This is a genomic window from Occultella glacieicola, from assembly GCF_004353825.1.
GTDB classification, from domain to species: domain Bacteria; phylum Actinomycetota; class Actinomycetes; order Actinomycetales; family Beutenbergiaceae; genus Occultella; species Occultella glacieicola.
Map to the genome: position 1 here is coordinate 290,393 of NZ_SMNA01000003.1, position 25,482 is coordinate 315,874.

At 71.8% G+C, this 25,482-nt stretch carries 19 protein-coding genes; 12 read left to right on the forward strand and 7 right to left on the reverse strand.

The window, feature by feature from the left end:
- The first annotated feature begins 58 nt into the window (after nucleotides 1–58).
- Together EXU48_RS06970 and EXU48_RS06975 are read left to right on the forward strand one after the other, a co-directional pair.
- Complete coding sequence (locus EXU48_RS06970) at nucleotides 59–448, forward strand: hypothetical protein (RefSeq protein WP_207947650.1); 390 nt, start codon at nucleotides 59–61, stop codon at nucleotides 446–448.
- 93 nt (nucleotides 449–541) lie between these two features.
- Nucleotides 542–1,210, forward strand: a complete 669-nt coding sequence (locus EXU48_RS06975) for a vWA domain-containing protein (protein ID WP_133106910.1) — start codon at nucleotides 542–544, stop codon at nucleotides 1,208–1,210.
- A 79-nt stretch (nucleotides 1,211–1,289) separates the two neighbouring features.
- On the opposite strand, the gene EXU48_RS06980 is transcribed toward EXU48_RS06975, so the two are convergent.
- Nucleotides 1,290–2,252, reverse strand: a complete 963-nt coding sequence (locus EXU48_RS06980) for an EamA family transporter (RefSeq protein WP_133106911.1) — start codon at nucleotides 2,250–2,252, stop codon at nucleotides 1,290–1,292.
- Nucleotides 2,253–2,357: 105 nt separating this feature from the next.
- On the opposite strand from EXU48_RS06980, the gene EXU48_RS06985 reads away from it, so the two are divergent.
- Nucleotides 2,358–2,855, forward strand: a complete 498-nt coding sequence (locus tag EXU48_RS06985) for a MarR family winged helix-turn-helix transcriptional regulator (protein WP_133106912.1) — start codon at nucleotides 2,358–2,360, stop codon at nucleotides 2,853–2,855.
- 45 nt (nucleotides 2,856–2,900) lie between these two features.
- Here the strand turns inward: EXU48_RS06985 and EXU48_RS06990 are convergent, their stop codons facing one another.
- The gene (locus tag EXU48_RS06990) at nucleotides 2,901–3,308 is read right to left on the reverse strand and encodes a winged helix-turn-helix transcriptional regulator (RefSeq protein ID WP_133106913.1); all 408 of its coding nucleotides are present in this window, start codon (nucleotides 3,306–3,308) and stop codon (nucleotides 2,901–2,903) included.
- A gap of 66 nt (nucleotides 3,309–3,374) precedes the next feature.
- Here EXU48_RS06990 and EXU48_RS06995 point away from each other — a divergent pair, with 66 nt between their 5' ends.
- Both EXU48_RS06995 and EXU48_RS07000 read left to right on the forward strand, forming a co-directional pair.
- Nucleotides 3,375–4,355 carry an NAD(P)-dependent oxidoreductase gene (locus EXU48_RS06995; protein WP_235856885.1) on the forward strand — a complete coding sequence of 327 codons (981 nt, stop codon included), beginning with the start codon at nucleotides 3,375–3,377 and terminating at the stop codon, nucleotides 4,353–4,355.
- A complete protein-coding gene (locus EXU48_RS07000) occupies nucleotides 4,352–5,287 on the forward strand; it encodes an NAD(P)-dependent oxidoreductase (protein ID WP_133106915.1) in 936 nt (311 codons plus the stop codon). The genes EXU48_RS06995 and EXU48_RS07000 overlap by 4 nt, the downstream gene beginning before the upstream one ends.
- On the opposite strand, the gene EXU48_RS07005 is transcribed toward EXU48_RS07000, so the two are convergent.
- From EXU48_RS07005 to EXU48_RS07015, 3 genes are read right to left on the reverse strand one after another with little or no spacing between them, the layout of a single operon-like run.
- The gene (locus EXU48_RS07005; protein WP_133106916.1) at nucleotides 5,268–6,185 is read right to left on the reverse strand and encodes a phosphotransferase family protein; all 918 of its coding nucleotides are present in this window, start codon (nucleotides 6,183–6,185) and stop codon (nucleotides 5,268–5,270) included. The genes EXU48_RS07000 and EXU48_RS07005 overlap by 20 nt on opposite strands.
- Complete coding sequence (locus EXU48_RS07010; RefSeq protein ID WP_133106917.1) at nucleotides 6,182–7,183, reverse strand: electron transfer flavoprotein subunit alpha/FixB family protein; 1,002 nt, start codon at nucleotides 7,181–7,183, stop codon at nucleotides 6,182–6,184. The genes EXU48_RS07005 and EXU48_RS07010 overlap by 4 nt, the downstream gene beginning before the upstream one ends.
- Before the next feature lie 14 nt (nucleotides 7,184–7,197).
- Entirely contained in the window at nucleotides 7,198–7,980 is a 783-nt protein-coding gene (locus EXU48_RS07015; RefSeq protein ID WP_133106918.1) for an electron transfer flavoprotein subunit beta/FixA family protein, read from the reverse strand.
- A gap of 73 nt (nucleotides 7,981–8,053) precedes the next feature.
- Between EXU48_RS07015 and glgX the strand changes: the two genes are divergently transcribed.
- Nucleotides 8,054–10,276: a glycogen debranching protein GlgX gene (gene glgX / locus EXU48_RS07020; RefSeq protein WP_133106919.1), complete on the forward strand. Its 2,223-nt coding sequence runs from the start codon at nucleotides 8,054–8,056 to the stop codon at nucleotides 10,274–10,276.
- A gap of 190 nt (nucleotides 10,277–10,466) precedes the next feature.
- Nucleotides 10,467–12,122, forward strand: a complete 1,656-nt coding sequence (locus EXU48_RS07025; protein ID WP_133106920.1) for an FAD-binding dehydrogenase — start codon at nucleotides 10,467–10,469, stop codon at nucleotides 12,120–12,122.
- A gap of 19 nt (nucleotides 12,123–12,141) precedes the next feature.
- Here EXU48_RS07025 and EXU48_RS07030 read toward each other — a convergent pair whose 3' ends face one another.
- Entirely contained in the window at nucleotides 12,142–12,783 is a 642-nt protein-coding gene (locus tag EXU48_RS07030) for a GNAT family N-acetyltransferase (RefSeq protein WP_133106921.1), read from the reverse strand.
- 178 nt (nucleotides 12,784–12,961) lie between these two features.
- On the opposite strand from EXU48_RS07030, the gene trpS reads away from it, so the two are divergent.
- Complete coding sequence (gene trpS, locus EXU48_RS07035; protein WP_235856907.1) at nucleotides 12,962–14,020, forward strand: tryptophan--tRNA ligase; 1,059 nt, start codon at nucleotides 12,962–12,964, stop codon at nucleotides 14,018–14,020.
- Nucleotides 14,021–14,386: 366 nt separating this feature from the next.
- Nucleotides 14,387–14,944, forward strand: a complete 558-nt coding sequence (locus EXU48_RS07040; protein WP_133106923.1) for a hypothetical protein — start codon at nucleotides 14,387–14,389, stop codon at nucleotides 14,942–14,944.
- Nucleotides 14,945–15,054: 110 nt separating this feature from the next.
- Here EXU48_RS07040 and glgP read toward each other — a convergent pair whose 3' ends face one another.
- Nucleotides 15,055–17,646, reverse strand: coding sequence for an alpha-glucan family phosphorylase (gene glgP / locus EXU48_RS07045; protein WP_133106924.1), 2,592 nt, complete (start codon nucleotides 17,644–17,646; stop codon nucleotides 15,055–15,057).
- A gap of 121 nt (nucleotides 17,647–17,767) precedes the next feature.
- On the opposite strand from glgP, the gene EXU48_RS07050 reads away from it, so the two are divergent.
- From EXU48_RS07050 to glgB, 3 genes are read left to right on the forward strand one after another with little or no spacing between them, the layout of a single operon-like run.
- Nucleotides 17,768–19,783, forward strand: coding sequence for an alpha-1,4-glucan--maltose-1-phosphate maltosyltransferase (locus EXU48_RS07050; RefSeq protein WP_133106925.1), 2,016 nt, complete (start codon nucleotides 17,768–17,770; stop codon nucleotides 19,781–19,783).
- The gene (treS, locus tag EXU48_RS07055) at nucleotides 19,780–21,744 is read left to right on the forward strand and encodes a maltose alpha-D-glucosyltransferase (RefSeq protein ID WP_133106926.1); all 1,965 of its coding nucleotides are present in this window, start codon (nucleotides 19,780–19,782) and stop codon (nucleotides 21,742–21,744) included. The genes EXU48_RS07050 and treS overlap by 4 nt, the downstream gene beginning before the upstream one ends.
- On the forward strand, nucleotides 21,741–25,469 hold the full coding sequence (glgB, locus tag EXU48_RS07060) for a 1,4-alpha-glucan branching protein GlgB (RefSeq protein ID WP_133106927.1): 3,729 nt from the start codon (nucleotides 21,741–21,743) through the stop codon (nucleotides 25,467–25,469). The genes treS and glgB overlap by 4 nt, the downstream gene beginning before the upstream one ends.
- Nucleotides 25,470–25,482 lie beyond the last annotated feature (13 nt).

Here is a 25,482-nt window from a genome sequence, read left to right on the forward strand (position 1 = left end):
CGCAGTTACTGCGGCATCATGGCAGGAGTCACCGAGCCCACGAACCCCAGGAGCCATCGTGTCCACCGAGAACCGCCTGCAGTCCGCGCTCGAACGCACCCGCGCCGAGCTCGACGCGTGCGACCCCTCGTCGGCGGCGACGTCCCTGCCCCACCTGCGGGCCGCCGTCGGGCATCTCGCCGACGCGGTGGACGAGGCGATGGCGATGGCGGTGCTCGAGGAGGGCACGTCGCTGCGGGCTGCCGGCGCGCTCGCCGGGCTGTCCGAGAACGCGGTCCCGCCCCGCCTCGGCCGTACGGCCGCGCTGGCCTCGTACCGCGACGCCAGCGGGCGCGTCTCCGCCCGGGGCGTCGAGCGGGCCCGGTACGACGTGGAGCGCGGCGACTACTCACCCGCCCCCGAGGCCGAGCGCGAGCCGATGCGGTTCCGGCCCCGCCGCCCCGACTGAGCCGCACCCAGCAGGGTCCGCGCCACCACCGGCGCCGACCGTGACCACCCGACACCAGCCATCCGTACCACCCCACCGACGAAGGGACCCGCCATGACCGACCAGAACTTCACCCACATCGCGTTCCTGCTCGACCGTTCCGGCTCGATGCAGTCCATCAGGTCCGACACCGTCGGCGGCTTCGACGCCTTCATCGCGGAGCAGCGTGGCGAGCCGGGCCGGTGCACGGTCTCCCTGGCGCAGTTCGACGACGAGTACCAGGAGGTCTACGCCGATCGGCCGATCGCGGACGTGCCCTCGCTCGACCTGGTGCCCCGCGGCCGCACGGCGATGCTCGATGCCATCGGGCGCCTCATCAATGCCACCGGCGCCCGGCTCGCGGCACTGCCGGAGGACCAGCGTCCGGGCACCGTGATCGTCGGCATCATGACCGACGGCCTCGAGAACGCCTCGAGGGAGTTCACCCGCGCGCAGATCAAGGCGATGATCGGCGAGCAGACCGACCGATACGGCTGGCAGTTCCTGTATATGGGCGCCAACCAGGACGCCATCGAGGTCGGCACCGGCCTTGGCGTGGACCCGGGTCTGGCCGTCACCTACGCCGCGACCAAGGTGGACGCGGCGATGCGCATGACCAGCAGGAAGGTCGCCGGGGTCCGCGCCGCCATGGCCGCGGGCATGGCCGCACCGGCCGCTCGGGCCGCACACGGCTACACCGAGGCGGAGCGCGCCCAGGTGGGCGAGGACGGTACGGCCGGCTGACCGGCGCGACCGAGGTGCCCGACGGCGTCCCGTCAGCCAGTCGGGCACCGCCCAGATGGAGCACCGGGCGCGGCGAGCCTCATCGACACACCGGCTCCGGGGCCGACTCGGCGTGGCCATCGGCCACAGCCTCGGGCCCGACCGTTCCGGCCACAGCCGGGACCGTCTGCGGCCCGGGCTCCGGTGGCGGCGTCGCCGTGCCGGTCCGCAGTTGGGAGGCCACGATCGCTCCGAGCGCCAGTGCGAACCCGAGAAGCTGCGCGGGTTCGAACCGCTCACCGAGGACGAGCGCACCCAGCGCCGCGGCCACGACCGGGGAGAGCAGTGCGAGCATCGCGGCCGACGTCACCGGGATCCGTCCGATCCCGGTGAACCACAGCGTGTAGGCGAGCAGGCCGCCGACCACCCCGAGCCAGGCGTAGCCCGCCACGGCCGGCGCGTCGATGCCCGCCGGCACCCCCTCCACGACCAGCGTCAGCGGGACCAGGACCAGCCCTCCGGCGGTGAGTTGCCACCCGGCGAACGCGAGCGCCCCGGTCGGCCTGCCCCACCGCTTCGTCAGGGTGACGCCGAGGCCCATCGAAGCGGCTCCGGCGAGCCCGGCCGCGACTCCGAGCACATCTGGCACGGCGTCGGCGCGGAGCACCACCAGGGCCACTCCGACCACGCCCACGACTCCCCAGCCGAGCCGCCAGGCGGACCAGGCCTGGCCCAGCAGGACGACCGCGAGCACGGCCACGATCAGGGGCTGACCGGCGCCGAGCGTGGCGGCGAGCCCGCCGGGCAGCCGGTAGGCGGCCACGAACAGCAGCAGGAAGAACGCCCCGATGTTGAGGACCCCGAGGACCGCCGACCGCCACCACCAGGACCCTCGGGGCAGCGCGCGGGAGAGCGCCACCGCGAGCAGGCCCGCGGGCAGGGCGCGCATCAGGGCGGCGAACAGCGGCGCGTCCGGGGGCAGGAACTGGGTCGTCACCAGGTAGGTCGTGCCCCAGACGAGTGGAGCGAGGGCCGTTGCCAAGGTCACGGACAGGTGTCGCATCGCAAACTCCTTAACGTTGAACTATTCAACATGAAGGACTGTAGGATGACCGGAGTCGTTCGTCAAACATTTCAACGTCAAACAGTTCAGCGCCGAGGAGTGGCCGTGGAAGACGCCGTCGATGCCCGTCTGCAGCAGTGGAACGTGGTCCGGCCCGATCTCGACGTCTCCGCCATGGGCGTGATCGGCCGCCTGTCCCGACTGACCCGGCTGCTCGAACATGCCCTACAGGAGGTCTTCGATGCGCACGGTCTCCAGCCCGGCGAGTTCGACCTGCTCGCCACCCTCCGGCGAGCGGACCCGGAGAGCACCGGCCTGACCGCCGTGGCGTTGGCGCGCGCGGCGATGCGGACCTCCGGGGCGATCACCAATCGCCTCGACCGCCTGGTCGCGAAGGGGCTCGTGCGTCGCGACGTGGACGAGTCGAACCGACGGGCCATCCTGGTCACGCTCACGCCGGACGGACGCACCGTGCTGGACGCCGCCCTGGCCGATCACGTCGCGAACGAGGAGCGTTTGCTCGCCGCTCTCGAGGCACCCGAACGCGAACAGTTGGCGAGCCTGTTGCGCACCCTTCTGCTCGCACACGGCGACCGAGCCTGACCGGCCTGGCCTGACCGTTCGCCGCGGCGCCCCCTCACCGTTCGCCTACGGCGTGGCGTGCGGCGCGACCATCGGCGCACCGATCCGCGTGATCCGATCCTGCCCCCACGCACCCAGCGGGGCGAGTGCCGCGTTCAGCGCGACGCCCACCTCGGTCAGGGAGTACTCCACGCGGGGCGGGACCTCCCGGTACACCTCGCGATGGACGAGCCCATCCGCCTCCATCTCCCGCAGGTGCTGGACGAGCATCTTCTCGCTCACCCCCGGCAGGCCACGTCTGAGCGCGGAGAATCTCCGCGTGCCGTGATCGAGCTCCCACAGGATGAGCGACTTCCACTTGCCGGTGATCACATCCATGGCGGCGTCGATGCCGCAGATGTAGGGGCCCTGCCGAGGGCTCGGCGACACCGCCTCGGCGGAACCCGCTGACGCTGTGACCTCGATACTTACCATGCGGTGAGTATCGCACTCCGAAGTGGGTACTTGTGGAGCGGTGCGCGGCGACGCAGGCTCGAGGAGATGACTCCCTCAATGAATCCGCCACCGTCCTCCCCCATCACGACCGCAACGCCGCCGACCTCGGCGGCCAACACCTCGACCACCTCGGACTCCCCGGCGCGGCCGCGGGTGAGCATCCTCGGACTCGGTGTCATGGGCGCCGCGCTGGCCGGCGCACTGCTCGCGGCCGGGTACCCCACCACCGTCTGGAACAGGACGCCGGGCAGAGCCGAGCCGCTACGCCGCAGCGGCGCCGCAGAAGCCGCCTCCCCGACCGAGGCGGTCACCACGGCCGACCTGGTGATCGTCTGCGTGTTCGACCACGCCTCGGTGCACGACGTGCTCGATCCGCTCGTCGAGCACCTCGACGGCATCGACCTCATCAACCTCACCACCACCACGCCTGAGGAGGCCCGCGAGCTCGCGGCCTGGTCCTCGACCCGGGGCATCAACTATCTCGACGGCGGCATCATGGCCGTGCCGGCGATGATCGGGCAGGACGGCTCGTCGATCCTCTACAGCGGCGCAGCCGAGGTGTTCCAGCGACACGAACGACTCCTGGGCAGCTGGGGCGAGGCCACCTACTTCGGTGGGGATGCCGGACTGGCCTCGCTTGAGGACCTCGCGCTCCTGTCCGGCATGTACGTCATGTTCGCCGGACTCCTGCACGGTATGGCGATGGTCGCCTCCGTGGGGGTCAGCGCGAGCACGTTCGTCACGCGGGCCCAGCCCTTCCTGGCCGCCATGACCGAGACCTTCCCGGCCTTCGCCGAGACCATCGACAGCCGTCGGTACGACGCGCCCGACCGGCAGAGTCTGGAGTTCTCCGACCTCGGCAACCTCGTCCGGGCCAGCACCGAGGCCGGCATCAGCCCGGCCGTGGTGCAGATGGTGCAGGACCTGATCATGCGCCAGCGCGACGCGGGCTTCGGCGACGAGGACTTCTCCCGCATCTACGAGAGCATCGCCCACCCAGTCACCACCGAATCGAGTGCCTCATGACCACCCGGACCGAGACCGGCGCCCAGCATCAGCCTGCCACCACCGTCCCCGTCACCGTGCTCGGCCTCGGCCCGATGGGGCAGGCCATGGGGCACGTCCTGCTCGCGGCCGGCCATCCGGTCACCGTCTGGAACCGGACGTCGGCGCGCGCAGACACCCTCGTCTCGGCGGGGGCGACGCCGGCGCCGGACCCGGGCTCCGCCGTCGCGAGCAGTGAGCTGGTGATCCTCAGCCTCACCGACTACCAGGCGATGTACGACATCCTCGGCGACCACACCGACGCACTGCGCGGTCGTCTGCTCGTGAACCTCAGCTCGGACACCCCGGAACGCACCCGTGAAGCCGCCGACTGGGCAGGTCAGCACGGCGCCCGGTTCCTGACCGGCGGTGTGATGACGCCCCCGCCGACCATCGGCACGGAAGGTGCCTACGTCTACTACAGCGGACCACGCCCCGACTTCGAGGCTCATTCGGCGGCCCTGTCCGTGATCGGCGAACCGCGGTATGTCGGCGAGGACCCGGGGCTCGCCCAACTCCTCTACCAGGCGCAGCTGGACGTGTTCCTGACGGGGTTGGCCGGCCTCCTGCACGCGACCGCACTCGCCGGTAGCGGCGGCGTCAGCGCCGCCGAGTTCGTGCCGCAGGCGTTGGAGACACTCACCGGCATCCCGGCCATGATCGAGGACGGTGACGCGCTCGGGACCGCGTTGGACGCACGCTCCCATCCCGGCGACCTCGGCACGACCACCATGATGGGCGCCACGGCCGACCACATCGCGGCCACCTCGGCGGCGGCCGGCCTGGACCTCGTCCTGCCCGACGCCGTGGCCTCGCTCTACCGGCGAGCCATCCGCGCGGGCCACGGGGCCGACAACTGGACCTCGCTGATCGAGGTGATCCGCGCGGGAGTGCTCACCCCAGCCGCGCCCTGAGCCACGCCAGGGCGACCTCCCCCTGCGCGCGCTGGAACGTGCGCAGGTGGGGGATGCCGGGTGGCGGCTCCTGCAGCGAGCCGTGGACGAAGAATCCGGTCACGGCCGCGACCAGCGCCGTGACGGCGTCGGGGTCGGCGCCGACGCTGAGCGGATGCGCCCGCCAGATCTCCTCCGGATCGCCGCCGCCCTCGAGGCCGATGCTCGGCAGCATCAGGACCAGGTCCACCCACGGCGCGCCGGACGCCGCGTACGGCCAGTCCACCACGAGCATCCGGCCGCCGGCGCGGACCAGGTTGTCCGAGCGGATGTCACCGTGCACGAGGGCATCCCCGGCGACCGCCTCCCGCCAACCGTCGGCGCGGTCCGCGAGGGACTCCAGGTTGGCCGCGACCCACGGGTCCCAGCCCGACGGCGCCCGACCGGACTCCAGGATCCGGTGCCACTCCTCGAAGGCGTGCCCGGAACTCATCGGGCCGATCAGGTCCGTCCGGGGCGCCTCGATGCGGCCGAGCGCGTCGAGCAGTTCCAACGTCTCGCGCAGGTCGTCGGTGCGCCATGGCGTGCTCGGGCCGGACCCGTCCGCGGCGTCGAAGCCGACGGCGACCCAGTCGCCCTCGTCCAGGGTCCACCGCCATCGGGGTGTGGGCACCCGCTCCGGAAGCACCGCGGCCACCGCGGCCTCCTGCCGGTACAGCTCGGCGCTGCGCTCGTGGAAACTCGTGGCGACCGCCTTGACGAACACCCGCTCGCCGTCCGCCGTGACCAGCGTGGCCGCCATGCCGGGGCTGTACCCGCCCTCGTGGCTGTGCGCGGCGACCACCTCGCCGGTGCGCTCGGCGATCAGCGAGCGGACGCCGTCGGGCAGGCCGGCCCAGGCGAGCCGGGTGCGGCTCACGACTGCGCGGCCCGGCGGGAGCGGATCGCGGCCGCGGCGGCGGGCAGGATCTCGTGCAGGTCACCGATCACCGCGAAGTCGCTGAGCTCCACCAGTGGTGCCTCGGAGTCGGTGTTCACGGCGATGATCGTGCGGGCCGCCTGCATGCCGCCGTGGTGGTGCGGCGCCCCGGAGATGCCGGCGCCGATGTAGACGCGCGGGGCGATCGTCACGCCGGTCTGCCCCACCTGGGCGTCGTGCCCGATCCAGCCCTCGTCGACGGCGTCCCTGGTGGACCCGATCGCGGCACCGAGGGCGTCGGCCAGGTCCTCGACGGGCCCGAAGTCACCGGCCGTGCCACGGCCACCGGCGACCACGACGGCCGCCTCCGCGAGCGCCGGGCGCACCACACCGCTCGCATCCGCCGACACCTCGTGCACCACCCGGTCCAGGAGTTCCAGACCGGCCGGGGACGAGGCCGCCACCGGCAGGCCCTCCACCGCGGCCGCGCCCCGTGACGCAGCGGCCTGCGCGGTCAGGGCGTTCGGGCGCAGGGTCGCCACGGCGGCCTGCGTGGTGACGGCGCACTCGGTGTCCCAGGTGCCCGCGAAGACCCGTTTGCCGCCGACCAGCCGGCCACCGGCGTCGGCGAGGGAGGTCACATCGATCAGCAGGCCGGCTCCGGTGCGCCACGCGGTGTGCGCGGCGATCTCCTTGTTCACGAACGAGGAGGTCAGCAGCACCAGGCCGGCGCCCGTGTGCGCGGCGGCGGCGGCGACGGCGACGGCCGCCACCGCCGGGATCTCTCGTGGGGCCTCGCCCAGGTCGGCGAACAGGACCCGGTCCACGCCGGCGTCGGCCAGCTGGTCCAGCGCGGGCGTGCTCGGCTCGGCGAGGGTCAGCGCCACCGGCATGCCCAGGGTCCGGGCGAGGGTGAGCGCCTCCAGCGCGGGTGAGCGCAGGGCTGCGTCGGCGTTCTCGATCAGGACCAGCACGGTCCGGACAGCGGTCTCGGTCACGGGTTCCACCACTCTCAGATGAGGTCGTTGCTGATCAGGTAGTCGGCGAGCGCGCGACCGCCGGAGGAGTCGGAGTCGGTGACGATCTCGGGCTCCGGCCGCGGCGGGCGGGGATCGGTCCGCAGGACCTCGGTCCGGTTGGTCGACGCGCCGTCGGCCAGTCCCAGGTCGGCGGCGCCGAGCACCTCGATCTCCTTCGCGCGGGCGGCCATGATCTCCTTGAACTTCGGGAGCCGCGGGGTGTTGGCGAGGTCCGTCACGGCCACCACCGCCGGCAAGGTCGCGCGCAGGGTCTCGGTGACACCGTCGAGTTCGCGCCGAGCGATGAGAGCGCCGTCGGAGTAGGTCAGTTCCTGCACCACGGTCAACTGCGGCAGGTCAAGGGCGGCCGCGAGCAGCGACGGCACCACCGCGCCGAGCCCGTCGAGGGCTGCCATCCCGGTGAGGACCACGTCCACGTCACCGATACGCCGGATGGCCGCCGCGAGCGCGGTGGCGGTGCCGAAGTAGTCGGCGCCGGCCAGTGCGTCGTCGGTGATCCGGATGCCACGGTCGGCGCCCATCTGCAGGGCGCGGCGCACGGCGTCCGCGGCGACGTCCGGGCCGAGGGTGAGCGCGATGATCTCGTGCTCACCGTCACCGGCAGCGGCCACGAGCGCGAGCGCCGCCTCGACGGCGTTCTCGTCCACCTCGTTCATGGTTCCGTCGTCGGCGCTACGAACCACCCGGTGCTCGGCGGTGAAACCACGGGTCGATTGCAGGTCCGGGACATGTTTGACACAGACTACGATTCGCATAGTCACAGCCTGCCACTGCCGGGCCCCTGGCCGGAATTCCGCCCCCGCTCGCCTCCGACGGATCGACCACCTGATGTTGTTCACCGAGACCGACCCACCCAGTACCGCGACGCCCCGGCTGACCGGCGTCGAACGGGCCGTCGGGAGCGCACGGCACCAGGACACCTACGGCACCCGTCTCGTGCCCGGCGGGGTCGACACCGTGGTGCACGCGCCGCACGCGACCGCCGTCGAGTTCTGCCTGCTCGACGGCGAGGGCGAGCAGGCCACCGAGCGCCGGTTCCGGCTCCTGGTGGGCGAGCACGGCCGCTGGCACGGCCACATCCCCGGGGTCGGCCCGGGCCAGCGGTACGGGCTGCGCGTGCACGGACCCTGGGACCCGGCGCACGGCCACTTCCACAACCCGCACAAGCTGCTCGCGGACCCCTACGCCCGGGCGATCGTGGGCTCGCTCGACCTGGTCCCGGCCGTCTACGGGCACGTCGTCGACGACCGCCTCCGCCCGGTCCCCGGCCAGGACGGGCGGGACGAGCGGGACAGTGCGCCGCACGTTCCCCACGGCGTGATCGTCGACGACCACTTCGACGACGAGCCCGTGCAGCACCCGGACACCCCGTGGGGCCGCACCGTGATCTACGAGGCGCACGTGCGCGGACTGACCCAGCGGCTGCCCGGGGTGCCCGAGCACCTGCGCGGCACGTACGCCGGCCTGGCCCACCCCACGACGGTGGCGCACCTGCGTGACCTGGGCGTCACCGCCGTCGAACTTCTGCCGATCCACGCGAAGGTGACCGAGCCGGCCCTCACCGAGCGCGGCGTCGTCAACTACTGGGGCTACAACACGCTCGGCTACTTCGCGCCGGAACCGGCCTACGCCACCCAGGCGTCCCAGGCAGCTGGCCCGGCCGCGGTGCTCGCCGAGGTCAAGGGCATGGTCAAGCTCCTGCACGAGGCCGGTATCGAGGTCATCCTCGACGTGGTCTACAACCACACCTGCGAGGGCGGCACCGACGGGCCGCTGCTGTCCTGGCGGGGGCTGGACAACGTCGGGTACTACCTGCACGACGGCGCCGGGCACAGTCGCTACCTCGACGTCACCGGGTGCGGCAACTCGCTGGACTTCCGCAACCAGCACGTGGTCCGGATGACCCTCGACTCGCTGCGGTACTGGGCGGCGGAGGTGGGCGTCGACGGGTTCCGGTTCGACCTCGCCGTCACCATGGGCCGCAAGGGCACCACGTTCCTGCCCGACCACCCGTTCCTGGTCGCGCTGGCCTGCGACCCGGTCCTCGGCGGGCGCAAGCTGATCGCCGAGCCGTGGGACCTGGGTCCGGGCGGCTGGCGCACCGGACAGTTCACGGCACCGGTCGCGGAGTGGAACGACCGCTACCGCGACGTGCTGCGGACGTTCTGGATCTCCGACGCCGCGGCCACCGTGAACGGCGGACACGGCCACGACCTGAGGGACCTGGCCACCCGGCTCGCGGGCTCGGCGGACATGTTCGCGCAGTCCCCCGTCCCGGGCGGACGGGGGCCGATCGCCAGCCTCAACTTCGTCACCGCCCACGACGGTTTCACGCTGCGTGATCTGGTCTCCTACGACCACAAGCACAACGAGCTCAACGGTGAGGACAACCGGGACGGGACGGACAACAACCGGTCCTGGAACCACGGCGTCGAGGGTGAGACGGACGAGGCCGAGATCCTCGCGCACCGTCGGCGCACCATGCGCAACATCCTCGGCACGATGATGGTCTCGGCCGGTGTCCCGATGATCACCGCCGGGGATGAGTTCGGGCGCACCCAGCACGGCAACAACAACGCCTACTGCCACGACGACGAGTCCGTCTGGGTGGACTGGGACCTGGCCGACTGGCAGCACGAGCTGCGGGCCACCACCGCGCACCTGCTCACCCTGCGCCGGCAGAACCGGGTGCTGCGGCCGGCCCGGTTCCGGCCGTTCGACCCACGCTCGTTCCGGTCCCGGCCCGCGCTGGCCTGGTTCGACGAGCACGGCGCCACCATGTCGCTGGAGCGCTGGCACGACGTGAACCGGCGGGTCCTGCAGATGTTCCGCGGCGGCGAGCGAGCCGACGAACGGGACGCGTTGATCGTGATCAACGGCGCGGCGAACCCCGTGCCCGTGACCCTCTCCAGCGACGGCCCGGAGTTCTACGAACTGGTCTGGGACTCGGCCTGGGAGCACCCGGACGAGCGGCCCGGCTCGGCGACCGTGCCCGCCGGGACCACGCTCGAGGTCCCGGAGTTGAGCATGCGGATCTACCTGCAGGCGTAGCCGCTGCGTCACTGACCCGCCTCCCGGGTCACCGACGCGGGGGCCGCGAAACACCAGGCGACACCCACCGTTGCGTCACTGACCCGCCTACCGGGTCAGTGACGCAACCACCGGCGAACCGGCCGCCTGCGCGGCGGCGAGCCGACGCCGTCGGGCATCGTGCCCCCACCGCCTGACTAGGCTTGGCGGCATGACCGACACGGACGTCATCGTCATCGGCGCGGGCCTGTCCGGCCTCGTCACCGCCACTCGCCTGACCGCACGGGGCCGGCGCGTCATCGTCCTGGACTCCGAGCCCGCCGCGTCCCTCGGTGGGCAGGCGTTCTGGTCGTTCGGTGGCCTGCTTCTGGTGGACTCCCCGGAACAGCGACGCCTGGGCGTGCGCGACAGCGCGGACCTGGCGTTCTCGGACTGGCTCGGGTCCGCGAACTTCGCCGCCGGGGCCGAACGGGGCCAGGGGCCGGACGCGCAGGGCTACGCCTGGGCGCAGCGGTACGTGGAGTTCGCCTCCGGACCGATGCGCTCGTGGCTGCACGATCAGGGGGTGCGGTGGTTCCCGCTGGTGCAGTGGGCCGAGCGCGGCGGATACCCCGCCGGCGGGCACGGCAACACGGTGCCCCGGTTCCACGTCACCTGGGGCACCGGCCCCGGAGTGCTCGCCCCGTTCCTGCGGGCCGCTCGGGCGGCCCGGGAGGAAGGGCTGCTCGAGATCCGGTTCCGGCACCGGGTCGCCGGACTGATCACGACCGACGGCGCGGTCACCGGGGTCCGTGTCGAGGTGCTCGAGCCCTCGGCGGTCGGGCGTGGCGAGCCGAGTTCCCGCACGGTCACGAGCGAGGTGGACCTCACCGCCGACGCCGTGGTGGTCGCCAGCGGCGGCATCGGGGCCAATCACGACCTGGTCCGGGCCGCGTGGCCTGCGTCGGCCGGCAGGTTGCCGGGCGGGATGCTCTCAGGCGTGCCGGACGCCACCGACGGGCTGATGCTCGCGGCCGCGGAGGACTCCGGTGCTGCCGTTGTCCATGCGGACCGGATGTGGCACTACCCGGAGGGGCTGCCGATGCACACCCCGGTGTGGAGCCGGCACGGCATCCGGATCCTGCCCGGGCCGAGCTCGCTGTGGCTGGACGCCGACGGCGACCGGCTGCCCGCGCCGCTGTTCCCTGGTTTCGACGCGCTCGGCGCGCTGCGGCACATCACCGGGCGCGGGGACTCGCACTCCTGGTTCGTGCTGAACAAGGCGATCATGGAGACCGAGTTCGCCCTGTCCGGCTCCGACCAGAACCCGGACCTGACCGGCAAGGACGTGAGGCTGCTCGCCCAGCGGGTGCTGCCGGGCGCCGTCGGGCCGGTCGCCGCCTTCGCCGAACATTCCCCCGAGTTCGTCTGGGCGCACACCCCGGCCGAGCTGGCCGCAGGCATGAACGCGCTCACCGGCTCCGAACGTATCGACGCCGACGCCCTGGCCCGGCTCATCGAACTGCGGGACGCGCAGGTGGGCAGCGGGCTCGGCAAGGACCCGCAGCTGATGGCGATCAACCACGCTCGCGGCTACGTCGTGGACAGGCGCATGCGGGTCAGCCCGCCGCGGCCGCTCACCACACCCAAGGACGGGCCGCTGCTCGCTGTGCGGCTGTCGGTGCTCACCCGCAAGACGCTCGGCGGGCTTCACACGGACACCGAGGCCCGGGTGCTGCGACCCGACGGGCAGGTGCTGGCCGGGCTGTTCGCGGTCGGGGAGGCGGCCGGGTTCGGTGGCGGCGGCGTGCACGGTGAGCGGGCCCTGGAGGGCACCTTCCTGGGCGGCTGCCTGTACTCCGGCTGGGTGGCCGGCGGCGCGATCTGACCCGCGTCGCGGGACGGGCTCAGATTCCGAGCACCGGGAGGCATTCCTCGACACCAGTGAGCTGGATGTCCCCGCGCCGGTTCGACTCCCAGCGTTGCCTGGTCAGGGCCCAACGCTGCAGGGCCGCCGCCTGGCCACGCCTGGTCGCCCGGTCCGTGCCGTTCCGCTGGTAACCGAGCGACCGGGAGACCGCGTTCGACGCGCCGTTGTCGGTGAACGCGTCGCTGGTCGCCTCCGCGGCGCCGAGCCCCACGAACGCCAGCTGCAGCACGGCGGCCCGCATCTCGCGGCCCAGACCTCGACCTCGGGCGGACGGCTTCAACCAGGAGAACGTGGTGACCGACCCGTAGGTCGCGAAGTTGACCCCGATGAGGTCCTGCATGCCGATCGCCTCGCCATCGACCATCACCACGAAGTAGAGGCGCCAGAAGTCCGGGGCCACGTGGGCGCGGCCCGCCCAGATGCCCCGTAACCAGCGCCACTCGCGATCCGGAGCGTCGGCATACAGCGACATCGGATCATCGAACGGCGACTCGTCCGCCGCCACCACCCCCTCGCGTACGGCAGGCAGGAGCCGATCGAGCAGGTCGTCGGTGGCGCCCAGCAGGGCAAGCCGGGGGGTGCTGACACGAACGTTGAGCGGGGGGTACGGGCTGGCCACGGGCGCGACGCTATGCCAGACCGAACGGCCGCACACCTCAATATCGGCGAGAGCCGGCCCGGATCTCGCCGGGCCGCCCGGGCACCGCCGTCGGCATTAGGGTATGCGGGTGACTTCCGCCGCCCTGCCCACCGACGCCACCGCCACCGACGACGCCGAACTCAGCACCACCGAGACGATGGACCGGTCGCTGCTGTCCGCGATCGCCAAGAGCGGTGAGATCGAGGCGGCACTGGCTACCGACGCGAGCCGGTTCCGGGTGCTCACCGGGGACCGGCCGACCGGCCGCCTGCACCTGGGGCACTACCTCGGCACGCTGGCGAACCGGGTCCGGCTCCAGGATCTCGGCGTACAGACGATGCTGCTGGTCGCCGACTACCAGGTGATCACCGACCGGGACGACGCCGGGCCGATCGCCGAGCGCACCCGCGAACTCCTCACGGACTACCTCGCCGCGGGGATCGACCCGATGCGGACCACGATCTTCGCGCACTCCGCGGTGCCGGCCCTCAACCAGCTGATGCTGCCGTTCCTGTCCCTGGTCACCGACTCGGAGCTGCGTCGCAACCCGACCGTGAAGGCCGAGAACGAGGCCACCGGCGGCCGCCCGATGAGCGGGCTGCTGCTCACCTACCCGGTGCACCAGGCCGCGGACATCCTGTTCTGCAAGGCGAACCTGGTGCCGGTCGGCAAGGACCAGTTGCCGCACCTGGAGCTGACCCGGGTGGTCGCCCGCCGGTTCAATGAGCGCTACGCGGGCGGCCGCACGGTGTTCCCGTCCCCGGACGCCCTGCTCAGCGACGCGGTGAACGTGCTCGGCGTGGACGGGCAGAAGATGTCCAAGTCCAGGGGTAACACCATCGAGCTGGCGATGACCGAGGACGAGACCGCCAAGCAGCTCAAGCGCGCCGTCACCGACTCCGACCGGAACATCACCTTCGACCCGGTCGGCCGTCCCGAGGTCGCGAACCTGCTCACGATCGCCTCCCTGCTCGGCGCCGGCAGCCCGGAGGACCTCGCCGCCAGGATCGGCGACGGTGGCGGCGGCGGCCTGAAGAAGCTCGTCACCGAGGTGATCAACGAGCACCTGCGCCCGATCCGGGCCCGCCGCCGCGAGTTGGAGGCGGACCCGGGCTACCTGGCAGGAGTCCTCGCCGAGGGCAACGCCCGCGCCAACGAGATCGCCGACGCGACCCTCGCCGAGGTCCGCGAGACCATGGGCATGACCTACCGCTGAGCCGGTCCGCCGGACCTCTCGTCCTGCCTGCGCGTGGCGTCGCACGGCCCTGGTCCGTCATGGCGTCTGGCGCCGGGTGGTGCGCTCCGTCTACGACTGCCGACTCCCGGTCGACGATGGCGAGGCACGCAATCTTCGCCGGCGCCGGTCGGCCTGGATCGCCATCCTCGCGGCAGGACCGGACGCGGTCGCCACCGGAATGTGTGTGCCCTCGTGCTCCACGGTGTCTGGGGACTACCCCAGGTGATCGCGCCGGAGGCGATGCTTCCCGGCATTCGCGCGAACCGGGGACCTTCCGGAGTCCGGATCCGCCGGGGACCACGGACCGGTCGGATCACGGTCGTCGACGGCGCCCGGGCGGTCGGCGTGCGCACCGCCCTCGTCCAGGCCCTGCCGGAGTTGGATCGCAACACCGCGGTCGCGGTCCTGGACTCAGCGCTGAACCGGAAACTCATCGACGCGGACGGGCTCGCGTCGATCCGTGCACGGCTGCGCGGACGCCGCGGCGCAAGCAGGCCAGAGGCCTGGTGGGCGCTCGTGGATGGACGCGCCGAGTCTCCGCTCGAGACTCACGCGCGGCTCGACTGCCACGACAACGGATTGCCGCCGGATGAACTCCAACTCGAGGTCCGGGCGGAGGATGGACGGTTCCTCGGCCGGGGCGACCTGGCCTGGCGGGGACCGGACGGGACCTGGGTGATCGCCGAGGTCGATGGCGTAGACAGCCACTCCGAGGCACCTGCGCTGTACCGCGACCGTGACCGTCAGAACGACCTCGTGATCAATTCCGATGTGACGCTGCTCCGCTTCGCCGCCCGCGACGTCTACCGGTCCGGGGTCATCCCGGCCAGGATCCGCGCGGCGATGTCGGCGCTGCGGTCGAACGTGCGGTCCCGCGGCGCAAGCGCCAGATCCGCCGCCTAACCGCACGCACGTCGACGTTGGCTCGGGATGAGAGTGTCCTTGTGCGGTCCAACGGAACTGTGGGCCGCACAAGGACACGTTCGACGTGATGCCGTTCCCCGCGAGGACCCTCAGGCAGAGGCGACCAGGGCGAGTTCGGTCGCGGCCGCCAGGTCGCGGTGCTTGGGCACGATCCGGACGTTGTAACCGAACGGACCGGACTGGGCGAGGGTGAACGCACGGCTGAAGTGGTAGCGCCCGCCCTCGTAGGTGTCGGTCAGCTCCAACTTCGAGGTCCCGAACTCGTCGATCTCGTCATTGTCGGAGACCCGGCCGTAGTTCATCTGGACCTCGACGTCATCCGGGCTGAGCCGGCCGAGCGAGACGAACGCCTTGATGGTGACGTGGTCGCCCACCTTGACCGCCTCGTGCAGCCCCTCGGACTCGACGTGGTCGACCCGCACGCTCGGCCAGGCGGCGTGCACCTTGGCCTTCCAGTCCGCGAGCTCGATCGCACCCGTGTACCCGGGGCCGTCGACGTCCCGGAAGGACTGCGCCGTCGGGGTGTACAGCTCGGTGATGTAGTCACGCACCATGCGCGTGGCCTGGACCTTCGGGCCGAGGGTGGCCAGCGTGTGCCGGATGTTCTCCAGCCAGTGCACGGGCAGCCCGTCGGTGCGGTCGTAGAACCGCGGCGCCACGGTGTTCTCGAGCAAGTCGTACAGCGCCGCCGCCTCGAGGTCGTCCCGGTGCTCGGGGTCGTCGACGCCGTCCGCGGTCGGGATCGCCCAACCGTTCTGGCCGTCGTACATCTCGTCCCACCAGCCGTCCAGCACGGACAGGTTCAGGGCGCCGTTCAGGGCCGCCTTCATGCCGGACGTGCCGCAGGCCTCGAGCGGGCGCAGCGGGTTGTTGAGCCACACGTCACAGCCCGGATAGAGGGTCTGGGCCATCTCGATGTCGTAGTTCGGCAGGAACACGATCCGGTGCCGGAGATCCTCGGAGTCGGCGAACTGGACCAGCTTCTGGATCAGTCGCACGCCCTGCTCGTCGGCGGGGTGGGACTTGCCGGCGACCAGGATCTGCACGGGCCGGTCCGGGTGAAGGAGGAGCCGGCGAAGCCTTTCGACGTCGCGCAGCATCAGGGTGAGCCGCTTGTAGGTGGGCACCCGGCGGGCGAACCCGATCGTCAGGACGTCGGGGTCGAGCACGCCGTCCACCCAGCCGAGCTCGGCGGCGGAGGCGCCACGCTGGGTCCAGGACTTGCGCACCCGGCTGCGGGCGTTGTGGACCAGCCGCTCGCGCAGCTGGCGACGCAGCTCCCACAGGGTCGCGTTGTCGATGCCGCCGTCCTGCTTGTACCAGCCACTGCCCGACTCGATCTCGTCGGCGGTGAAGTACTCGGCCTGGGCGCCGGCGAACAGCGGGTCGATCCAGGTCGGGCTGTGCACACCGTTGGTGACCGACGTGATCGGTACCTCGCCGACATCGAAACCCGGCCACAACTGGTGGAACATGGACCGCGACACCTTGCCGTGCAGTTTGGCCACGCCGTTGGCGCGCTTGGCCAGCCGCAGGCCCATCACGGCCATGTTGAAGACGGTCGGGTCGCCGCCGTCGTAGTCCTCGCGGCCGAGCGCGAGCACGTCGGCGACGTCGATCCCGGGGATCGCGTTCCCGCCGCCGAAGTACTCGGCGATCAGGTCCGCGCCGAACCGGTCGATGCCGGCGGGCACCGGGGTATGCGTGGTGAACACGGTGCCGGCCCGGACCGCCTCGAGGGCAGCCGGGAATGCCAGCCCCTCCGCCTCGATCAGCTCGTGGACGCGTTCGATGCCGAGGAATCCGGCGTGGCCCTCGTTGCAGTGGTACACCTCGGGAGTGGGGGCGCCGGACAGCCGCGAGTGCACCCGCAGTGCCTTGACCCCGCCCATGCCGAGCAGCAGTTCCTGCTGCAGCCGGTGCTCGCTCGTGCCGCCGTACAGCCGGTCCGTGACCTTGCGGGCCGCGTCGTCGTTGTCGGGCACGTTCGAGTCGAGCAGGAGCAGCGGGACCCGGCCGACGTCCGCGCGCCACACCTGGGCGCGCAGGGTGCGCCCGCCGGGCAGCGGCAGGCTGACCCGCGACGGCGACCCGTCCTCCTCGCGCAGCAGCGTGAGCGGGAGGTTGTCCGGGTCGAGCACGGGGTAGGTCTCATGTTGCCAGCCGTCGCGGGTCAGCGACTGACGGAAGTAGCCGGCGCCGTAGAGGAGTCCCACGCCGACGATCGGCGCGGCGAGGTCGGAGGCGCTCTTGAGGTGATCGCCGGCCAGGATGCCAAGGCCGCCCGAGTACTGCGGCAACGCGGCGGCGATCCCGAACTCGGCCGAGAAGTAGGCGACCGCGGCCGGCAGGGCCGGCTCGCCGGCCTGCTCCCGACGGCGTCCCTCGGCCTGGTACCAGCGGTCCTCGCTCCGGTAGGTGTCCAGGTCCGCAGCGAGCGCACGCACCCGCTCGACGAACGCCTCGTCGGCGGCGAGCTCGCCCAGCCGGGCCGACGAGAGGGACCCGAGGAGCCGGACCGGGTCGCCGTGGAAGCTCTCCCACCGCTCCGGGTCGATCGAGCAGAACAGGTCGCGGGTCGGCGCATGCCACGCCCAGCGCAGGTTCAGGGCGAGCTCGTCGAGTGCGCCGAGCGCCTCGGGCAGGACGGTGCGAACGGTGAATCGTCGAATGGCTCTCACACGGCGAGCATAGGGGACCCGCGCAACGGATTGCGAACCTTGCAGTCGCGTTGCAACGTCCTCCCGGGCGAGTGGCCGAACTCCACGTGTGCACCCGCCGCGCTCTGGGTAGGTTCGACCTGTGAGCTCTCCACTTCCCACGCCCGCAGCACCCATCGGCCGAATCCCCGTCGTCGACGTCGGGCCCACCGTCGAGGGCGGACGCTGGCCCACCAAGGCGGTCGTCGGCGAGGTGATCCCGGTGCGCGCCACCGTGTTCCGGGAGGGGCATGACGCCGTCGCCGCGACCGCGGTCCTCACCCGCCCGGACGGCACCGACCACAGCAGGGTCCGGATGGTCGACGTCTCCCCCGGCAACGACCGGTACGAGGCCTGGGTCCAGCCCGACGCCGTCGGGACCTGGACGTTCCGCGTCGAGGGCTGGTCCGACCCGTACGGCACCTGGTCCCACGACGCGGTGCTGAAGGTGCACGCGGACGTCGACACCGAACTGATGCTGACCGAGGGCGCCCTGGTCCTCGAACAAGCCGCCACCGACCCGGCGATGACCGAGCAGCATCGCCGGGTCCTCGCCGATGCCGTCCTCGGACTGCAGGACTCCTCCCGCCCACCGGCGGCCCGACTGGCCGCCGGGACCTCTCCCGAGGTTCGGGACGTCCTCTCCGAGGTCCCGCTCCGGACGATGGTGTCGGCGAGCGCCGCCTACCCCCTGGTGGTCCACCGTCCTCGCGCCCTGTACGGCTCCTGGTACGAGCTGTTCCCCCGCTCCGAGGGCGCGCACCGGGACCCGAACACGGGCGTCTGGACCTCCGGCACCCTGCGCAGCGCGGCCGAGCGCCTGCCGGCGATCGCCGAGATGGGCTTCGACGTCGTCTACCTGACCCCGATCCACCCGATCGGCGCCACGAACCGCAAGGGCCGCAACAACACCCTCGGCGCCGAGCCCGGCGACCCCGGTTCCCCGTACGGGATCGGCGCGCCGGACGGTGGCCACGACGCGATCCACGCCGACCTCGGCACCTTCGACGACTTCGACGCCTTCGTCGACCGGGCCCGCGAACTGGGGCTCGAGGTCGCCCTGGACGTCGCGCTACAGGCCTCCCCGGACCACCCGTGGGTCGCCGAGCACCCCGAATGGTTCACCACCCGCGCGGACGGCACGATCGCCTACGCCGAGAACCCGCCGAAGAAGTACCAGGACATCTACCCGCTGAACTTCGACAACGACCCGGACGGGATCTACACGGCCATCCGGGACGTGCTGCAGGTCTGGATCGACCACGGGGTGACCCTGTTCCGGGTGGACAACCCGCACACGAAGCCGTTGCCGTTCTGGGAACGCATCCTCGCCGACATCGCGGCCGACCACCCGGACGTGATCTTCCTGTCCGAGGCGTTCACCCGCCCGGCCATGATGCGCACGCTCGCCACCGTCGGGTTCCACCAGTCCTACACCTACTTCACCTGGCGGCACTCGAAGACCGAGCTCGCGGAGTACTTCACCGAGGTGGCCGGCGATTCCGCCGCCGTGATGCGGCCGAGTTTCTGGCCGACCACCCACGACATCCTGACCCCGTACATGCAGCAGGGCGGGGCGGCCGCGTTCGCCATCCGGGCGGTCCTCGCGGCCACCGGCTCCCCGACGTGGGGCATCTACTCCGGCTACGAGCTGGCCGAGCACATCGCCCGGCCCGGCGCGGAGGAGCAGATCGACAACGAGAAGTACGAGTACAAACCGAGGGACTGGGAGCGGGCGCGGGAGCAGTTCGGGCTGACCACGCTGCTGACGATGCTGAACCGGATCCGCCGGGACCATCCGGCGCTGCAACAACTCCGGAACATCACCATCCACCCCACGTCCGACGACGCCACCCTCTGCTACTCCAGGCGGATCCGGGCCGAGCACTCCCCCACCGGGAAGGAGGACGTGGTGATCGTGGTGGTCAACCTCGACCCGTTCACGACCCGGGACTCGCTGCTGCATCTGGATCTGGCCGCCCTGGGGCTCACCGGCCAGGACGCGTTCGCTGCCCACGACGAGCTCTCCGGCGAGACCTATTCGTGGGGCGCGAACCCGTTCGTACGCCTGGATCCGTGGGGCCGCTCGGCGCACATCGTCCAGGTGAGGCCGTCATGAGCCAGGCGACCCGCGGCGCGGTGTTCCACGAGCGTCACAAGCCGGGCCTGTCCGAGGACCCGCACTGGTACCGCACGGCCGTCTTCTACCAGGTGCTGCTCCGGGCCTTCTCGGACTCCAACGGCAACGGCACCGGTGACCTGCGCGGACTGATCGACCGGCTCGACTACCTGCAGTGGCTCGGCGTCGACTGCCTCTGGGTGCCGCCCTTCTACCCGTCCCCGCTGCGTGACGGCGGCTACGACGTGGCCGACTACACCGCGATCGCCGGCGAGTACGGCACCATCGAGGACTTCATCGAGCTGATGGAAGCGGCCCACGCCCGCGGCATCCGGATCATCATCGACCTGGTCATGAACCACACCAGCGACCAGCACCCGTGGTTCCAGTCCTCCCGGTCCAACCCGACCGGCCCCTACGGCGACTTCTACGTGTGGCGCGACGACAACACCGCCTATCGGGACGCCCGGATCATCTTCGTGGACACCGAGGTATCCAACTGGGAGTTCGACCCGGTCCGGCGCCAGTACTTCTGGCACCGGTTCTTCTCCCACCAGCCGGACCTGAACTTCGAGAACCCGCGGGTGCGCGAGGCGATGTTCGACGTGGTCCGGTTCTGGTTGCGCACCGGCGTGGACGGGTTCCGCCTGGACGCGGTGCCGTACCTGTTCGAGGAGGAGGGCACGAACTGCGAGAACCTCCCCCGTACGCACGAGTTCCTGCACGACCTGCGGGCGATGGTCGACGCCGAGTTCCCGGGCCGGCTCATGCTGGCCGAGGCGAACCAGTGGCCCCAGGACGTGGTCGCCTACTACGGCAGCGAGACCGAGCCCGAGTGCCACATGTGCTTCCACTTCCCGGTGATGCCGCGGATCTACTATGCCCTGCGCGAGCAGAGCGCCCGCAGCATCTCCGAGATCCTCGCGGACACCCCGGCCATCCCGCCCGGGGCCCAGTGGGGCACCTTCCTGCGCAACCACGACGAACTCACCCTCGAGATGGTCTCCACCGAGGAGCGCGCCGCCATGTACGGCTGGTACGCCCAGGACCCCCGGATGCGCGCGAACGTCGGGATCCGGCGGCGCCTGTCCCCGCTGCTGGACAACTCCCGGGCCGAGATCGAACTCGCTCACGCCCTGCTGCTGTCCCTGCCGGGCAGCCCGTGCCTCTACTACGGCGACGAGATCGGCATGGGCGACAACATCTGGCTGCACGACCGGGACGCGGTGCGCACGCCGATGCAGTGGGACCCCGATCGCAATGCCGGATTCTCGGCGGCCACGGACCCCGGTCGCCTCTACCTGCCGGTGATCCACTCGCTCACGAACCACTACGCGCAGGCGAACGTCGAGGCTCAGCTCGCGATCCCGACCTCGCTGTTGCACTGGGTTCGCGGGATGCTCGAGATCCGCCGCGCCCACCCGGTGTTCGGCACCGGTGAGTACCTGCCCCTGACCACCGACAACGACGCGGTCCTGGCGTTCCTGCGGCGCAGCGAGGACGAGACCGTGGTGTGCGTGATGAACCTCGCCGCCACCCCGCGCTCGGCCACTGTGACGCTGCCCGGGCTGGCCGGCGCCCGCCTCACCGACGTGTTCGGCGGCGCCGAGTTCCCGCCGGTGCGGGCCGCCGGGGACGCCACCGCGGCCGGCCCGACGGCGCAGGTCGGCTCCGCCGGTCCGGTCACCGTGGGTGCGCCCGTGGACCCGGCCGCCGTGGGCCGACACGCGGCCACGACGGCGGAGGCCGGGGTGGGTGCGCCGGTCGCCGGTGAGGTGGAGCCGGTTCGGAGGGGCGGTGACCAGGTCGCCGCGGGTGCGGCGGTCGGGGCCGGCGCCGACGGTGAGCCGTCGGGGCCAGGCGCCCCGGGCCCGACCGCGTCCTCGCGGTCGGGGCGTGACGGCGCGGCGACGCTGACGCTGGGGTCGCGGGACTTCTTCTGGCTGTCGGTGACCCCGTGACCGAGCCCGTGCCGTCGCTGCTGATCGAGCTGCTGGAGCCATGGGTCCGGGCCCAGCGCTGGTTCCCGGCCAAGGACGAGCCCGCTGCCGACATCCGCCTGCTGAGCTCGGTGGACCTGCCCGACCCGGCCGGGACCGTCGCGTGCACGGTGCTCGTCCTGGCGGTCGACCGAAGCCTGGGCACCACGCTCGTGCAGGTACCGGTGGCCACCGTCGCCGCGCGCCAGGACGGCACCGAGCCGCCCGGGCTGATCGCAACCCTGGCCGGTGATCGGGCCCTCGTGGACGGACCGCACCACCCGGCGTTCGTGCGCGCCTGGCTGGCCGCGGCCGAGTACGGCGACAACGCCGACGACATCTCCGACCCGGCGGCGGCGGTGGGGGCCCGGGTGCTGACCGGCGAGCAGTCGAACACCTCGGTGCTGCTGCCCACGGTGGGCGCGATCCTCAAGGTCTTCCGGGTACTCGCCCCCGGCCCGAACCCGGACATCGACGTCACCCGCGCCCTGCATCACTCCGGCTGGTCGCAGGTTCCGGCCCCGCTGGCCTGGACGGTCGGCGGCTGGCCGGACCCGGGCGGCTCCGGGGCGCCGCAGCAGGGCTACCTGGGCGTGCTCACGGCCTTCGTCCCGCACGCGCGCGACGGCTTCGAACTCCTCTGCGACCGCGCGGCCACGGGCGCGGACGTCACCGGCCTGGTGCACGACCTCGGCGTCACGATCGCGGACATGCACGAACACCTGCGCACCGCCCTACCGGTCCACGACCCACGCAGCGCGTCCGCCCGCGCCGGCGACCTGGCCGCGGCCATGCGCCAGCGGGCGACCTGGGCGGTGGGCGCCGTGCCGGACCTGGCACCGTTCACGGCCGCGATCGACGAACTGATCACCGGCGTCGCAGCCCTCGAGTCGGTGCCGAGCATGCAGCGGATCCACGGAGACCTGCACCTCGGCCAGACGCTGCGCTCCGAGGCGCGCGGGAGCGGGTCGGGCTCCGACGGGTCCGAGCCCGTCGCCCCGACCTGGTACGTGATCGACTTCGAGGGCGAACCGCTGCGCCCGCTGGCGGAGCGGACCCGGCCGGACCAACCGCTGCGTGACCTGGCCGGCATGCTGCGCTCGTTGGACTACGCGGCCGCCGTCGGACGGGCCCCGAGCGAGGAATGGACCCGTACGGCGCGCACCGCGCTCGTCGCCGGCTACATCGAGGGCGGCAACAACTCCGCCGCCCAGACCGAGGCCACCGACGACGAACGTGACCTCCGCACCGGAGGCACGCTCGTCCGTGCCCTCGAACTGGACAAGGCCCTCTACGAGGCCGTGTACGAGTACCAGAACCGCCCGGACTGGCTGTCGATCCCTGTGGGTGGGATCCGACGGATCATTGAGGAGCACGTCATGACCGACAAGCCCGAGGACACGACCGCCGGCGCCCCGCTGAGCACCCCGGTCGAGGCGATGCTCGACGCGCCACCGGCCGCGGTGCCCGGCACGGCGGCCGGCGACACCGGCGACACCGGCGACAGCGGCGACGACGACCTCGACGGCGAGCCGACGCCGTCGTCCATCAACCGCGACCTGCTCGGGGTGGTCGCCCACGGCGAGCACTACGCCCCGCACGACGTGCTCGGTCCCCACCTCGACGACGACCACGGCCTGGTGACCATCCGGACGGTGCGCCACCTGGCCACCGGCGTCACCATCGTGACGCCCGAGGGCCGGCACGACGCCCGGCACGAGGACTTCGGCGTCTGGGTGGTGGCCCTGCCCGCCGACGAGGTGCCCGACTACCGCGTCGAGGTCACCTACGAGTCCGGCACGGTCACGACGGACGACCCGTACCGGTTCCTGCCCACGCTCGGCGAGGTCGACCAGCACCTCATCCGCGAGGGCCGGCACGAACGGTTGTGGGAGGTGCTCGGGGCGCACCCTCGCTCGTTCGCCTCGGTGCTCGGCGAGGTCGACGGGGTCTCGTTCTCGGTGTGGGCGCCGAACGCGCGTGCCGTCCGGGTGGTCGGCGACTTCAACGGCTGGGACGGGCGGTCGTCCTCGATGCGCTCCCTCGGTGCGAGCGGCGTCTGGGAGGTGTTCCTGCCGGACGTCACGGTCGGGTCCCGGTACAAGTTCGAGATCTGCTACGCGGACGGCTCGTGGCACACGAAGGCGGACCCGATGGCCCGCGCCGCCGAGGTCCCGCCGGCGACCGCGTCGGTGGTCACCGCCTCCGAGTACACCTGGGCCGACGAGGAGTGGATGGCGGCCCGGGCCGCCGCCGATCCGCACGCCGGGCCGATGAGCGCGTACGAGGTGCACCTCGGCTCCTGGCGTCCGGGCCTGAGCTACGTCGAACTCGCCGATCAGCTCGTGGAGTACGTGTCCTGGATGGGCTTCACCCACGTCGAGCTGATGCCGGTGGCCGAGCACCCGTTCGGCGGGTCCTGGGGGTACCAGGTCACGTCCTACTACGCGCCCACGTCGCGGTTCGGCAGCCCGGACGAGTTCCGGCACCTGGTGGACGCGCTGCACCGGGCCGGCATCGGCGTGATCCTGGACTGGGTCCCGGCGCACTTCCCGAAGGACGAGTGGGCCCTGGCCCGCTTCGACGGGACCGCCCTGTACGAACACCCGGACCCGATGCGTGGCGAGCAGAAGGACTGGGGCACCCTGGTCTTCAACTTCGGGCGCAACGAGGTCCGCAACTTCCTGGTCGCGAACGCCCTGTACTGGCTGACCGAGTTCCACATCGACGGGCTGCGCGTGGACGCGGTCGCGTCGATGCTCTACCTGGACTACTCCCGTGAGCCGGGCCAGTGGCGGCCCAACGAGCGGGGCGGCCGGGAGAACCTGGAGGCCATCCAGTTCCTGCAGGAGACCAACGCGACCGCCTACCGGGTGGCCCCCGGGATCGTCATGATCGCCGAGGAGTCCACCGCATGGCCGGGGGTGTCGGCGCCGACCGAGCTCGGCGGCCTCGGCTTCGGGCTGAAGTGGAACATGGGCTGGATGAACGACACCCTGCGCTACCTGGCGGAGGAGCCGATCAACCGGCGCTACCACCACGGAGAGCTCACGTTCTCACTGGTGTACGCGTTCTCCGAACGGTTCGTGTTGCCGCTCAGCCATGACGAGGTCGTACACGGCAAGGGCTCACTCTGGCAGAAGATGCCGGGCGACCTGTGGCAGAAGCTGGCCGGGGTGCGCGCGTTGTTCGCCTACCAGTGGTCCCACCCCGGAAAGAACCTGCTGTTCATGGGCGGGGAGTTCGCGCAGAACCGGGAGTGGAACGAGGGCGCCGGCCTGGAGTGGGGCCTGAGCGACACCGCCCCGCACGCCGGCGTCCGACTCGCGCTGCGGGCGCTCAACCAGGTGTACCGGGACAACCCGGCGCTGTGGGGGGAGGACCACTCCCACCACGGGTTCGAGTGGCTCGAGGCGAACGACGGTGACCACAACGTCCTGGCCTACCTGCGCAAGTCCGGTGACGACCACGTCGCGGCGGTGATCAACTTCGCCGGCACCGGGCATCAGTCCTACCGGCTCGGCCTCCCGCACGGCGGGGACTGGACGGAGATCCTGAACACCGACGATCCCTCGTTCGGCGGCTCCGGCGTGCTGAACGAGGGCACCCTGACCGCCGAGGACACGCCCTGGCATGGCCGCGGCCACTCGGTGGTCATCGACGTGCCACCGCTCGGCGCGATCTTCCTCAAGCCCACCACAACCTGACGCGAGTGCGAGG